Source organism: Cellulomonas sp. ICMP 17802 (genome assembly GCF_041295535.1).
In the GTDB taxonomy this organism is placed as follows: domain Bacteria; phylum Actinomycetota; class Actinomycetes; order Actinomycetales; family Cellulomonadaceae; genus Cellulomonas.
On sequence record NZ_JBGFQZ010000013.1, the window covers coordinates 44,164 to 56,480 of the forward strand.

Here is a 12,317-nt window from a genome sequence, read left to right on the forward strand (position 1 = left end):
AACGGCGCGGCCGACCGCAAGACTGCGGGGGTGACCGATGTCGCCTCGCCCGCCTCGCCAGGCCGCGCCCCCCGACCGTCGGGGGCCGGCGTCCGGTTCGACCAGGAGCAGCCCGTCACGGTGGTGCTCGTCCGGCACGGACAGACGACCATGACCGTGTCGCGCGGGTACTCCGGCTCGGGCGAGCCAGGTCCGCCGCTCGACGAGACGGGGCTCCGGCAGGCGCACGACGCCGCCGACCTGGTGGACCGGGTGGGCCGCGACCTGTGGGGCGACATCCCGTACCCCAGCGAGGTCATCGCGTCCCCGATGGTGCGCACGCAGCAGACCAGCGCGATCATCGCGGCGCGGCTCGGGCTGACCGTCCGGACGGACGCCACGTTCCAGGAGGCCGACTTCGGCGAGTGGCAGGGCCTCACCGCCGAGCAGATCGAGGAGCGCTGGCCGGGGCAGCTGGAGCCGTGGCACACGAAGGCCGACGTGCGGCCCCCCGGGGGCGAGTCGATCGAGGACGTCGGGATCCGGTTGCAGCGCGGGCTCGACGGCCTGCTCGCGGCGGGCGTCGACCGCACGGTCGTCGTGGTCAGCCACGCGGTGTCGATCCGGGCGGCGCTCGGCGTCACGATGGGCGCACAGCCGTCGTCGTGGAGCCAGCTGCGGGTCGCGCCCGCGTCGGTGAGCATCGTGCGGCTGTTCGCCGACCGCCGGGACGAGATCGCCGTGGTCGGGGTGCCGAGCGAGGGCTGGTCCGCGCGCGCCTGACTCAGCCCGCCGCGACGAGCGCGAGCGTGGCCGCGACGACCGCCAGCGGCGCCAGGAGCAGGCCCTGCCGCACGATCGTCCGCGCCTGGACGTCGAGCAGCACCACCCGGCAGCGCTGCCACCAGAGGACGGTCGCCAGCGAGCCCCACGGGGTGACCAGCGGTCCGACCCCCGTCCCGATCAGCAGGGCCGCCACGCGCAGGGGCTCCGCGGCCGTGGCCGGCTCGAGCGCGAGGTAGGCGGGCAGGTTGTTGATCGCGTTGGAGGCCGCCGCCCCCACGGCGGCGAGCCGGAGCAGGTCGCCCGCGGTGCTCCCGGTCCCCGCCGCCTGGGCGAGCAGCGAGCCCAGCCCGTGCGCGTGCGCGGTCTCGACCACCACGAACAGCCCGAGCACGACGAGCAGCGTCCGCCACGGGACCAGGTCGCGCGCCGGGACGGGCAGCTTCTGGTGCCGCAGCAGCGTGGCGGCCAGCAGGACGACCGCGGCGGCGACCGCCGTGCGCGCGGTGGGTGCTCCGACGACGAACGCGATCCCCAGGGCGGCCACCACGACCGCGCACACGGCGAGCAGCACGCGGTCCCGGACCGGTCGCGGCGGGTGCAGGTCGTACCGGCCGTGCAGCGCGCGCCGGTCCCGCACGGCCAGCACGGCGACCGTGACGACGATCGCGGCGAGCGCGGGCGCCCACATCAGCCCGAGGTACCCCACGTGGGCCGCGCGCAGGGTGTGGTCCGCCAGCAGGTTGGTGAGGTTGGAGACGGGCAGGACGAGCGAGGCCGTGTTGGCCAGGGCGAGCACCGCGAGCGCGAAGGGCAGCGGCGGCGTGTGCGTGCGGCGCGCGAGCGCGATGACCACCGGCGTGAGCAGCACCGCGGTGGTGTCGAGGGACAGCACGGCGGTGCTCACGGTCGCCAGCACCACGACCAGTCCCCACAGGGCCCACCGGTGGCCGCGGGCGACGCGCGAGGCGAGGCTGGCGGCGGCGTCGAAGAGCCCGGCGCCCGCGCACATCTCGGCGACCACCGTCAGGGCCGCGACGAACACCAGCACGGGCAGGGTGCGCTCGGCGAGCGCCCGCGCGTCGTCGGCCGGCAACGCGCCGCTGAGCACGGCGAGGGCGCTGACGGCCACGGCGACGAGCCACCACGGCACGTGCCGGCGGCGCGTCATCCCGCCACGACGAGCGAGAGGGTGCGGGCGCCGCGCGCCGGAGGCCCGAGCTCGACGGCGAGCAGCTCGGTGCCGACCAGCTCGCGGGCCACGCGGGCGAGCGACGCGGCGTCGTGCGGCGCGCGGCCGCGGCGGGTGAGCAGGTGCCGCGTGAGCACGCCGCGGGTGTGCTTGGCGTGGTGGGAGACGACCGACCGCTGACCGTCGAGCTCGCGCAGGACGCGCACGGCGACCCAGTCGGCCGAGCGCGGCGGGTGCCACGCCGCGAGGTACGTGGCGGACCGGCAGTCGACCACCAGCTCGCCCTCGGCGCGGCCGGCCAGCTCGGCGCCGAGCGGATCGCGCCACGCCCCGGCCAGCGGTCCGACCCCCGGCAGGTCGGTGCCCATCGACAGCCGGTAGGCGGGGATGTGGTCGTCCGGGGCGACCAGGCCCCAGAGGCCAGACACGATCCGCACGCTCTCGGCGGCCCGCGCCCGCCCGGTCGGGGTCAGGCGGTCCAGGCCGGCCGCGCCGTAGAGCACCCCGGAGTAGACGGTCTTCGCGGGAGCCGTCGGGACCGCACGCAGCCGCGTGTTGCGCGCGACCTCGTCGGCCAGGCTCGCGCCGACCCCCAGCACCCGCATGGCGTCCGGCGACGCGCTGACCTGGATCAACGCGTCGAGCACCTGCTCCCGCACCGGCGTCAGGCCCGGCGCCGAGAGCCGGTCGAGATCGAGCAGGGGGCCGCGGGCGCGCGGCTGCGTCTTGCCCTCGGAGGGCGGCAGGAGGACGAGCACGCCTGAACTGTAGGCTCCGCGCGACGGCCCGGCGCGAGGAGGACCACATGGCGCACGTGAAGATCTACGGCCGGCGCGACGTCTGGCAGGACCGCCGGGGCTCGGTCTCGGACGCGATCCACCGCGTGGTCGTCGGCACCTGGGGACTCCCGCCGGACAAGCGGTTCCACCGCTTCCTGCTGCTCGACCCCGACGACCTGGTGGCTCCGCGCAGCAAGGAGTACCTGGTGGTGGAGATCCTCTGCTTCACCGGGCGCAGCCGCGAGGCGCGCCGCGCGCTCATCGCCGCGTTCTACGACGACGTCGCCCCGACCCTCGGGCTGTCCGCCGACGACCTCGAGGTGATCATCCTCGAGAGCCCGCCGGAGAACTGGGGGATCCGCGGCGTCTCGGGCGACGAGCTGTCGCTGACCTACCGCGTGGACGTCTGAACCGACGGCACCGGCACGTGCATCAGCCGCCGCGCCGTCGGCTCGACCTCGGGCAGCCCCAGGTCCGCCGGGACCAGGCCGCGCGCGCGGCCGACCGCCAGGGCCGACTCGCGGTCGGCGACGTCGAGCTTGGTGTAGATCGAGCGCACCTGCGACTTCACGGTGTTGCGGGTCACGAACAGCGAGGCCGCGATCTCGCTGAGCGTCAGGGGCAGGGCCAGGTGCGCGAGGATCACGCGCTCGCGGCGGGTCAGGCCGGGTGTGATGGTCTCCATGTGCCGGGTTCGGAGCCGACCGGCGCACGGATGGGTTCCCGCTAGGCTGTCTGCGCGGATGAGTCAGTCAGGCGGCCGCGTCGAGCCCTCGGGCTCGCCGAGGAACGTCCGGGCTCCGTAGGGCAGGGTGGTGGGTAACACCCACCCGGGGTGACCCGCGGGACAGTGCCACAGAGAAGAGACCGCCCGACCGGTCCGCCGGTCGGGTAAGGGTGAAACGGTGGTGTAAGAGACCACCAGCGTGCCGGGTGACCGGTGCGGCTAGGTAAACCCCACCCGGAGCAAGGTCAGACAGGGAGCGTTCGAGGGCTGCTCGCCCGAGCTCCTGGGTAGGCCGCTGGAGGCGTACGGCAACGTACGTCGTAGAGGGATGGCCGCCACCCGCGCACGGGGTGACCCAGCGCGGGGACAGAACCCGGCGTATCGACTGACTCATCCGCCCCGCAGATTCCCGCTGCGCCGGGCGCCCGGCTCGGGGCACGATGGCTCCCATGAGCACCCTCGACCAGCTGACGTCCGACCTGACCACCGCCATGAAGGCCCGCGACACCGAGCGCACCGGCATCCTGCGCCAGGTCATCGGCGCGGTCCGGTTCGAGGCCAAGGCCGGCACGGTCGAGAAGGAGCTCTCCGAGGACGAGGTGCTCAAGATCCTGGCGCGCGAGGTGAAGAAGCGTCGTGACTCGGCCCAGATCTACACCGACGCGAACGCGCCCGAGCGGGCCGCCACGGAGACCGCCGAGGCCGACCTCATCGAGACGTACCTGCCGGCGCAGCTGTCCGACGACGAGCTCGCGGCGCTGGTGTCGTCCGTGATCGCGGACGTGGGCGCGACATCGGTGCGCGACATGGGCGCCGTGATGAAGGAGGCCACGGCGCGCGCCGGGGCGGCGGCGGACGGCAAGAAGCTGTCGACGCTCGTGCGCGCCGCGCTCAGCTGACGGCCTGCGCCACCGCGTCGAGGCGCTGGTAGGTCCGGCCCGGCAGCACGGAGGCCACGTCGGACGTCCACGGCAGGGGCGGCTCGGGCATGACGACCAGCCACGAGCCGTCCCGGTCGAAGAACCGCAGGTCGCCGTCGAACGCGTAGGTGTCCCGCACGTGCAGGCCCAGGTCGCTCGCGGTGAAGGCGAGGTTGAACAGCCACGCCGACGGGTCCTGGATCTGCTGGTCGGTGTCGAGGTCCCGCGAGGTCCACATGCGCATCCACGTGACGCTTCGGGACTCGCGGGCCGGCACCACCAGCGGGTGCCCCGGCAGCAGGTCGAGCTCGCCGCCCGCCGGCTCGAGGATGTCGACCTGCGCCGCGCGGTCGGACACGTTCTCGAACCAGAGCGTGAGCGCGGTGCGGAACGCGTACGTCTGGTCGCGGCCCACCTGCAGCTGGCCGGTGACGGGGCGCCAGCGGTCCTGCCCGCCGGCCGTGAGCTGGCACGCCTCGAGGGCGGGGCGGCCGGGCGCTCCCGCGCCGTCGGGGAACGCGCGGGCGACGATACTGGGCGCGAGCGAGTCCAGCCGGGCCTCCTCGAGCATGCGCCGGGTGCGGTCGGTCTCCAGGCGCTGTCGCTCGGCGTCCGAGCGCGCATTCTGCGCCTCCTGCCGTGCCAGGCCGAGGGCCTCGCGGGCGATCGACACCTGCTCGTCGAAGGCCTTGGCCTGCTTGTGCGTCGCGTCCGCCAGCCGCGTGGCCCGGCGGGCTGCCTTGCCCGCCAGGATCCACGCGCCGAGCGCGGCGACGAGCGTCACGACGGAGACCGCGAGCGGGAGCCACTGCTCCCAGTCCTCCCACGAGACGGTGCCGAGGACCGGAAGAACGGCGCTGACCATCTGAGGAACCTAGCGACCGATTCGTCCCAATTCACCCCCGACACGCGACTGTCACCCGTGCGGGCGAAGCCCCGTCAGGACGGTGTGGCCGCGGCCAGCTCCTCGGCGAGCGCGGCAGCGGCCTGCTCGGGGGTGCGCCGCAGTAGGCAGAACTCGTTGCCCTCGGGGTCGGCCAGCACGTGCCACGGGACGTCCTGCTGCCCGATGTCGACGCGGGTCGCGCCCAGCGAGAGCAGCCGCTCGAGCTCGGTGGCCTGGTCGGAGCCGTCGGCCGGCCGCACGTCGACGTGCAGGCGGTTCTTGACTACCTTCTCGTCGGGCACCCGGATGAAGAGCCAGCCCGTGGCGCCGCCGCCCGGGGGGTCGATGGCGATCTCGTCGTCATCGTCGGCGGGCGGCCACACGTACTCCCACCCGAGCACCTCGCGCCACCAGCGGGCGAGGGCGTGGGGGTCGGCACAGTCGATGGTCAGCTGGGACACCGCGATCGTCATGCCCGGCACGCTAGAGGCAGCAGCCGACACGCGCGAGCCCTATTCCGGGTCGAGCCGGACCACGCCCGAGTCGAGGTCGAGGCGGCGGGCGGAGTCGCCCGTCTGCCGGATGTCCAGCTTCTGGCGTTCCTGCTCGGCCGTGAGGTGCACGCGGTTGGGCTGGAACACCTCGATGAAGTCCCCGAGCATGCCGCTGGCGCCGACGCCCTCCGCCGTGCGGCGCTCGCGCGGCCGGCGCCGGTCGAACCACCCGCGGGCGACCATGCGGTCGACGGCGAGCATCAGGAGTGCGACGGCGACGACGCCGCCCGCGACGACCCATCCCATGCCGCTCAGGATCCCACGGCGGCGAGCTGCGCGGCGTGGGCCTGCGCGAGCCAGGGGAGCGCCAGACGCTCGTCCGGACCCGCGGAGCCCGACACCAGGGCGGCCAGGTAGGCGCGGTCGGCGGCCAGCCGGCGCCGCAGCTCGTCGGCACCCCCGACGCGGCCGTGCCCCGGGACGACGACGGTCGCGCCGGTGGACGCCAGGAGGTCGAGCCCCGCGAGGTAGTCGCCGACCGGGTCGTCGGCCGTGAGGTCCAGCAGCGGGATCTCGAGGTCCGAGAGCATGTCGCCGGCCACGAGCACGCCGGCGTCGGGCAGGAACAGGGCGGCGTGCGGGCGGGCGTGCGCGGCGTGCACCAGCACCCGGACGGCGGGTCCGTCCCAGTCGAGCAGGTCGGGCGCGCGCCGCGGGTAGGGGGCCACGAGCGCGGCGATCGGCGCCGGGGCGTCGCCGGTGCGCGCGAGCTCGGGGTCGGCGTCCCGCTCCGCCGCCAGGGTCTCCGGGTCGGTGCTCGCCGCCCCGCCCGACCACCGCGGGAGGCCGGTCAGTCCGGGCCCGTCCAGGACGTGGTCCCAGTGGGCGTGCGTCGACCACACGGCGACCGGCGTCCAGCCGCGCTCCCGCACGGTCGTCGCGAGCCCGTCGACCTCGCGCGCCGTGACGCCGGGGTCGACCACGAGGCAGGACCCGACGGCGCCGACCACGACCGTCGAGGTCGTCGTGTACACCCGGCTCGTCGCGACGTGGACGCCCGGGGCGACCTCGACGAGGTCGCGCACGGGTCAGCCGAGCGCCTCGGCCGCCAGCGCAGCCGCCCCGACGATGCCCGCCGCGTTGCGCAGCTGCGCCGGGACGATCTTGGTGCGCAGGTCGAGCAGCGGGAGGAAGTCGGAGTGGTGCTTGCTCACCCCGCCGCCGACCACGATGAGGTCGGGCCAGAAGAGGTTCTCGACGACGGTGAAGTACCGCTGCAGGCGCTCGGCCCACTGCGCCCAGTCGAGGTCCTCGCGGTCGCGCACGCTCTCGGCGGCGCGCGACTCGGCGTCGTGCCCGTCGATCTCGAGGTGCCCGAGCTCGGTGTTGGGCACCAGGTGGCCGTCGACGATCAGCGCGGAGCCGATGCCCGTACCCAGCGTGACCACGAGGACGACGCCGTCGACGTCCTTGGCCGCGCCGTACAGGACCTCGGCGTACCCGGCCGCGTCGGCGTCGTTGACCGCGAGCACCTTGCGTCCGGTCGACTGGTGCACGGCCTTCTCGACGTCGGTGCCGATCCAGGACTTGTCGACGTTCGCGGCGGACTGGGCGACGCCGTGCAGGATCACCGCCGGGAAGGTGACGCCGATCGGCACCTCCTTGCCCAGGTCGAACGAGTCGACCACCTTGGCCACGGTCTCGGCGACCGCGTCGGGCGTCGAGGGCTGCGGCGTCGGGATGCGCAGCCGGTCCGCGGCGAACTCGCCGTCCTTGAGCGACACGGGGGCGCCCTTGATCCCGCTCCCGCCGATGTCGATGCCGAACGCCGTCTCGGGGGACTTCTTGTGCTTGTGGTCGCTCATGGCAGGGTCAGGATCTCCGCTCCGGTGTCAGTGACCAGCAGGGTGTGCTCGAACTGCGCGCTGCGCCGGCCGTCGGCCGTGAGGACGGTCCAGTCGTCGTCCCACATGACCCAGTCCGGGGTGCCGAGGTTGAGCATCGGCTCGATGGTGAACACCATGCCCGGCTCGATGACGGTGTCGTATGCCGGGGCCGCGTCGTAGTGCGGCACGATCAGGCCGGTGTGGAAGGCGGGGCCGACCCCGTGCCCGGTGTAGTCGCGCACCACGCCGTACCCGAAGCGCGCCGCGTACTTCTCGATGACCCGGCCGACCACGTTGATCTCCCGGCCCGGCACGACGGCCTTGATCGCCCGGTTCAGCGCCTCGCGCGTCCGCTCGACCAGCAGCCGCGACTCCTCGTCGACGTCCCCCGCGAGGAAGGTCGCGTTGTTGTCGCCGTGCACCCCGCCGATGAAGGCCGTGACGTCGATGTTCACGATGTCGCCGTCCTCGACCACCGTGGAGTCGGGGATGCCGTGGCAGATGACCTCGTTGACCGACGTGCACAGCGACTTGGGGAAGCCGCGGTAGCCGAGCGTCGACGGGTACGCGCCGTGGTCGACCAGGAACTCGTGGCCGATCGCGTCGAGCTCGTCGGTGGTGACCCCCGGTGCGACGTGGCTGCCGACCAGCTCGAGCGCCTGGGCGGCGAGGCGCGCGGCGACGCGGACCCGCTCGATCATCTCGGGCTCGAGGACGTTGCTGCCGGTCCAGTGCGCGGGGCCCGGGCGGCCGACGTACTCGGGGCGGGCGATGCCGGCGGGGACAGCCCGGCGGGGGCTCTGCGTGCCCGGGACGAGGGCGGCTCGTGGCGCGTGCACGGTCGACATACCTGGCAGTCTACGGACAGGAGGGCATCGCGGCCGGTCCGGCCGCTGCCCCGGCGAAGGGAGAGCACCGTGGCGGGGAACTTCTGGTTCAACACCGAGACCCACGAGGTCGAGGAGGGCCGGCAGAGCGACTGGACCAAGCTCATGGGGCCGTACGCGAGCCGCGAGGAGGCGACACAGGCGCTCGAGAAGGCCCGCAGGCGGAACCAGGACTGGGACGCGGAGGACGAGGCGCAGTCCTGACGTCAGCGACGCGCCAGCGTCGCGAGGATCGGGCGGTGGTCGCTGCCTCCGGTGCGCGGGAGCACCTGGAAGCCGACCACGCTCCACGCCCGCGCGTCGACGAGCACGTGGTCGATCGGCGCCGCGAGCACGCGGGGCGCCGAGGCGGGCCACGTGCCCAGCTCCGCGGCCCCGGCCGCGCGTGCGGCGTCGACGCACGGGCCCAGCCGCTGCAGGCCCGGGTGGTCCAGGGTCGCGTTGAGGTCGCCGACGACGATCGCGCCCGGCGTCCGCGCGCACGCCTGCGCGACCAGCCGCGTCTCCGCCCGCCACGTGGGCATGGCGCCGCGGCGGCCGGGGGCGAGCGGGTGGGCGGCGACGATCACGGGGGAGCCCGCGGCGTCGGCCGGGGTCGCGCGAAGGGAGCCCAGGCGGGTCGGCAGCGCCTCGGCGACGGGATAGTCGCCGACCCTCGGGGACACCAGCAGCGCGGTCCCGGCGACGGACGGCGTGCTGCCGTCGGCGGTGAGCAGCTGCATCGGGTGCCCGGCCGCGGCGAGCCCCTGGGCGGTCGCCCGCGCGGTGCGCTCGGACGTCTCGGGGAGCACCACGACGTCCGCGCCGTGGTCGAGGACGAGGTCGGCCAGGAGTGCGGCATCCACGGTGTCGAGGGTGTTGAACGACAGGACCTTCACCGTGGCGTCCGGCGAGGCGTCCGCGACCTGCTGCGGGACCGACCGCCCGACGAGCACGGCGCCCTGCGCGACGGCACCGAGCGCGAGCGCCAGCGCGACCGGGAGTACGCGGTGGCGCGTCCAGGGGACCGCCAGCAGCGCGAGGGCGGCGACCCCGGCACCGAGCGCGAGCACCGCTCGGAACGCCACCACCTGGGCGACCGGCCAGACCCCGGCGGCGACGGGCACGGCGAGCGCCACCAGCACCAGGGCGACGCCGGCCGCGACGGTCCAGACGAGGACGCGCGCGGCCCGGCTCACGCGTCGAACTGGTGGTCCGCGTCCGGGAACGTCTTGCCGCGCACCTCGTCGGCGTAGGCCGTGGCCGCGGCCCGCAGCGCGGCACCGACCTCGCCGAACCGCTTGGCGAACCGCGGCGACCAGTCCGTCATCCCCGCCATGTCGACCCAGACGAGCACCTGCCCGTCGCAGTCGGCGCCGGCGCCGATGCCGATGGTCGGGATGTGCAGGATCTCGGTGACGCGCGCGGCCACGGGCGCCGGCACCATCTCGAGCACCACGGCGACGGCACCCGCCTCCTGGATCGCCACCGCGTCCTCGCACAGCAGCTCGGCCGCGAGGTCGCCGCGGCCCTGCACCCGCGGGCCGCCCAGCAGGTTCTCGGACTGCGGGGTGTAGCCGAGGTGCGCGACGACGGGGATGCCCGCGTCGGTCAGGGCCTTGATCTGCGCCGCGACCCGCTTGCCGCCCTCGAACTTCACGGCGGCGACGCCGGTCTCCTTCATCATCCGCACCGAGGTCTCCAGCGCCTGCGCCGGGCCGGCCTCGTACGAGCCGAACGGCAGGTCGGCCACGACGAACGCGCGCTTCGCCGCCCGGGCGACCGCACGGGCCGGGGGGATCAGGTCGTCGACGGTGACGGGCAGCGTCGTGGTGTGGCCGTGCATGGTGTTCCCGATCGAGTCGCCGACGAGCAGCATGTCGATGCCGGCCTCGTCGAAGATCCGCGCGGTCACGGCGTCGTAGGCCGTGAGCATGGTCAGCCGCTCGCCGCGCTCCTTCGCCTCACGCAGGTGGTGCACGCGCACGCGCTTCAGGTTCTGGGTCATGGGTCGTGCTCCTGTCGGGGTGCTCACGGCTCGCGCCAGCGGGTGGTGATGGGCAGCCGGCGGTCGCGGCCGAAGGCCAGGGCGGTCACCTTGGTGCCGGGCGGGTACTGGCGGCGCTTCCACTCGGCGCGGTCGACCAGCGCGAGGACCTTGTCGACGACCGCCGGGTCGAACCCGCGGGCCAGCAGCTCGGCCCGGCCCTCCGCGTGCTCGACGTACGCGTCCAGCACCTCGTCCAGCAGGTCGTACGGCGGCAGCGAGTCCTGGTCGACCTGACCGGGCCGCAGCTCGGCCGACGGGGGCTTGGTGATCGACGACTCCGGGATGGGGGGCAGCTCGTCAGGCCCGAAGACGCCGTCGATCGCCGCGTTGTTGCGCCAGCGGGCCAGCGCCCAGACCCGCGACTTGTCGACGTCCTTGAGGGGCGCGAAGCCCCCGATGCTGCCCGCGTCGTAGATCGTCGTGTACCCGACCGCGAGCTCGGTCTTGTTGCCCGGCGCGATCACCAGGTGGCCCTCCCGGTTCGAGATCGCCATGAGGATGACGCCCCGCACGCGGGCCTGCAGGTTCTCCGCGGCCACACCCTCGAGCGGGATCTCGGCCTCGAACGCGTCGACCATCGCCTTGATCGGCTGGACGCGGTAGTCGGCGCCGATCCGCTTGGCGAGGTCCTGCGCGTCGTCCCGGCTGTGGTCCGAGGAGTAGATCGAGGGCATCGAGACCCCGACCACGTTCTCGCCGCCCAGGGCGTCGGCGGCGATGGCGGCCGTCAGGGCGGAGTCGATGCCGCCGGACATGCCGAGCACCACCGAGTGGAACCCGTTCTTGGTCACGTACCCGTGGAGGCCGGTGACCAGCGCGCGGTACACCTCTTCGTCGGGCGCCAGCGGCGCGGCCACCGGGCCCCTGGCCGGCGCGTCGTCGTCGTCGAGCAGGTCCCACACCAGCAGGTGCTCGACGAACTGCGGTGCGCGGGTGAGCACCGTGCCGTCGGTCGCGATGACGAACGAGCCGCCGTCGAACACGAGGTCGTCCTGCGCGCCGACGAGGTTCACGTACGCGACCGGTGCCTCGACCTCGTGCGCCCGGCGCGCCGCGAGCTCGACGCGCTGGTAGCCCTTGCCCTCCTCGTACGGCGACGCGTTGAGCACGACGAGCAGCGACACCTCGTTCTCGTCCATCTGCGAGACCGGGCCGCCGTCCTGCCAGATGTCCTCGCAGATCACCACGCCGACGCGGCGACCCTGCACGTCGATGACGCAGACGTCGTCGCCCGACGCGAAGATCCGGTACTCGTCGAAGACCCCGTAGTTGGGCAGGTGGTGCTTGTCGTAGCGCGTCTGCACCTGGCCGTGCTGCAGCAGCACGGCCTGGTTCGTCGGGCGCCTCGGCCCCTCGGGAGCCCCCGGCTCGTGCACCGGCGCCACGAGCTTCTCCCCGACGGTGCCGACGAGCACCGCGAGGTCGCCCAGGCCCTCGTCGGCGAGCGCCTTCGCGGTGCGCTGGAGCGCGGCCTCGGCCCCGCGGCGGAACGACGCCCGCAGCGCCAGGTCCTCGATGGGGTACCCGGTCAGCGTCATCTCGGGGAAGACCAGCAGGTCCGCCCCGGCGAGCGCGGCCGTGCGCGCCCACTCGAGGACCGCGGCGGCGTTCGCGTCGACGTCGCCGACGCGCGTGTCGATCTGCGCGAGGGCGATGCGGGGGTGAGGCATGGGGTCGAGCCTAACCATGGCGCCGACGCCCGACGCGTCGGCGTGGCCCTCCTCACGCGGGGTCCGCAGGCCCGGGCCGACGCAC

16 protein-coding genes and 1 other RNA gene are annotated in these 12,317 nt (G+C 74.4%); 5 read left to right on the forward strand and 12 right to left on the reverse strand.

Annotated elements, in window-relative coordinates; all coding sequences use genetic code 11:
• Positions 1-30: 30 nt before the first annotated feature.
• Positions 31-762: a histidine phosphatase family protein gene (locus AB5970_RS11780; protein WP_370504132.1), complete on the forward strand. Its 732-nt coding sequence runs from the start codon at positions 31-33 to the stop codon at positions 760-762.
• A gap of 1 nt (position 763) precedes the next feature.
• Here AB5970_RS11780 and AB5970_RS11785 read toward each other — a convergent pair whose 3' ends face one another.
• Complete coding sequence (locus tag AB5970_RS11785) at positions 764-1,933, reverse strand: SLC13 family permease (protein WP_370504133.1); 1,170 nt, start codon at positions 1,931-1,933, stop codon at positions 764-766.
• Positions 1,930-2,712 (reverse strand): YaaA family protein, encoded by a 783-nt coding sequence (locus AB5970_RS11790; protein ID WP_370504134.1) that lies wholly within the window; start codon positions 2,710-2,712, stop codon positions 1,930-1,932. Before AB5970_RS11790 ends, AB5970_RS11785 begins: the two co-directional genes overlap by 4 nt.
• A 47-nt stretch (positions 2,713-2,759) precedes the next feature.
• On the opposite strand from AB5970_RS11790, the gene AB5970_RS11795 reads away from it, so the two are divergent.
• A complete protein-coding gene (locus AB5970_RS11795; protein ID WP_370504135.1) occupies positions 2,760-3,143 on the forward strand; it encodes a tautomerase family protein in 384 nt (127 codons plus the stop codon).
• On the opposite strand, the gene AB5970_RS11800 is transcribed toward AB5970_RS11795, so the two are convergent.
• Complete coding sequence (locus AB5970_RS11800; protein WP_370504136.1) at positions 3,125-3,418, reverse strand: LuxR C-terminal-related transcriptional regulator; 294 nt, start codon at positions 3,416-3,418, stop codon at positions 3,125-3,127. The genes AB5970_RS11795 and AB5970_RS11800 overlap by 19 nt on opposite strands.
• Before the next feature lie 59 nt (positions 3,419-3,477).
• Here AB5970_RS11800 and rnpB point away from each other — a divergent pair.
• Positions 3,478-3,857, forward strand: an RNA gene (gene rnpB, locus AB5970_RS11805) — RNase P RNA component class A.
• Positions 3,858-3,909: 52 nt separating this feature from the next.
• Positions 3,910-4,359, forward strand: coding sequence for a GatB/YqeY domain-containing protein (locus tag AB5970_RS11810; protein ID WP_370504137.1), 450 nt, complete (start codon positions 3,910-3,912; stop codon positions 4,357-4,359).
• Here AB5970_RS11810 and AB5970_RS11815 read toward each other — a convergent pair.
• The 6 genes from AB5970_RS11815 to map all read right to left on the reverse strand — a co-directional run bounded on the left by AB5970_RS11815 (position 4,352) and on the right by map (position 8,494).
• Complete coding sequence (locus AB5970_RS11815; protein ID WP_370504138.1) at positions 4,352-5,245, reverse strand: hypothetical protein; 894 nt, start codon at positions 5,243-5,245, stop codon at positions 4,352-4,354. The genes AB5970_RS11810 and AB5970_RS11815 overlap by 8 nt on opposite strands.
• 74 nt (positions 5,246-5,319) lie before the next feature.
• Entirely contained in the window at positions 5,320-5,739 is a 420-nt protein-coding gene (locus tag AB5970_RS11820; protein WP_370504139.1) for a VOC family protein, read from the reverse strand.
• A gap of 39 nt (positions 5,740-5,778) precedes the next feature.
• Positions 5,779-6,066 (reverse strand): DUF6191 domain-containing protein, encoded by a 288-nt coding sequence (locus AB5970_RS11825; protein ID WP_370504140.1) that lies wholly within the window; start codon positions 6,064-6,066, stop codon positions 5,779-5,781.
• A gap of 5 nt (positions 6,067-6,071) precedes the next feature.
• A complete protein-coding gene (locus tag AB5970_RS11830) occupies positions 6,072-6,845 on the reverse strand; it encodes an MBL fold metallo-hydrolase (protein ID WP_370504141.1) in 774 nt (257 codons plus the stop codon).
• A 3-nt stretch (positions 6,846-6,848) separates the two neighbouring features.
• Positions 6,849-7,625: a polyphosphate--glucose phosphotransferase gene (gene ppgK, locus AB5970_RS11835; protein ID WP_370504142.1), complete on the reverse strand. Its 777-nt coding sequence runs from the start codon at positions 7,623-7,625 to the stop codon at positions 6,849-6,851.
• Positions 7,622-8,494, reverse strand: a complete 873-nt coding sequence (gene map / locus AB5970_RS11840; protein ID WP_370504143.1) for a type I methionyl aminopeptidase — start codon at positions 8,492-8,494, stop codon at positions 7,622-7,624. Before map ends, ppgK begins: the two co-directional genes overlap by 4 nt.
• 69 nt (positions 8,495-8,563) lie before the next feature.
• On the opposite strand from map, the gene AB5970_RS11845 reads away from it, so the two are divergent.
• Positions 8,564-8,737, forward strand: a complete 174-nt coding sequence (locus AB5970_RS11845; RefSeq protein ID WP_370504144.1) for an SPOR domain-containing protein — start codon at positions 8,564-8,566, stop codon at positions 8,735-8,737.
• A 2-nt stretch (positions 8,738-8,739) separates the two neighbouring features.
• Here the strand turns inward: AB5970_RS11845 and AB5970_RS11850 are convergent, their stop codons facing one another.
• Genes AB5970_RS11850 through AB5970_RS11860 form a run of 3 tightly spaced genes read right to left on the reverse strand, consistent with a single transcriptional unit; the run spans position 8,740 to position 12,232 of the window.
• Positions 8,740-9,711 (reverse strand): endonuclease/exonuclease/phosphatase family protein, encoded by a 972-nt coding sequence (locus tag AB5970_RS11850; protein WP_370504145.1) that lies wholly within the window; start codon positions 9,709-9,711, stop codon positions 8,740-8,742.
• The gene (gene panB, locus AB5970_RS11855; RefSeq protein WP_370504146.1) at positions 9,708-10,520 is read right to left on the reverse strand and encodes a 3-methyl-2-oxobutanoate hydroxymethyltransferase; all 813 of its coding nucleotides are present in this window, start codon (positions 10,518-10,520) and stop codon (positions 9,708-9,710) included. The genes AB5970_RS11850 and panB overlap by 4 nt, the downstream gene beginning before the upstream one ends.
• 23 nt (positions 10,521-10,543) lie before the next feature.
• Positions 10,544-12,232 carry an NAD+ synthase gene (locus tag AB5970_RS11860; protein WP_370504147.1) on the reverse strand — a complete coding sequence of 563 codons (1,689 nt, stop codon included), beginning with the start codon at positions 12,230-12,232 and terminating at the stop codon, positions 10,544-10,546.
• Between the last annotated feature and the right edge of the window lie 85 nt (positions 12,233-12,317).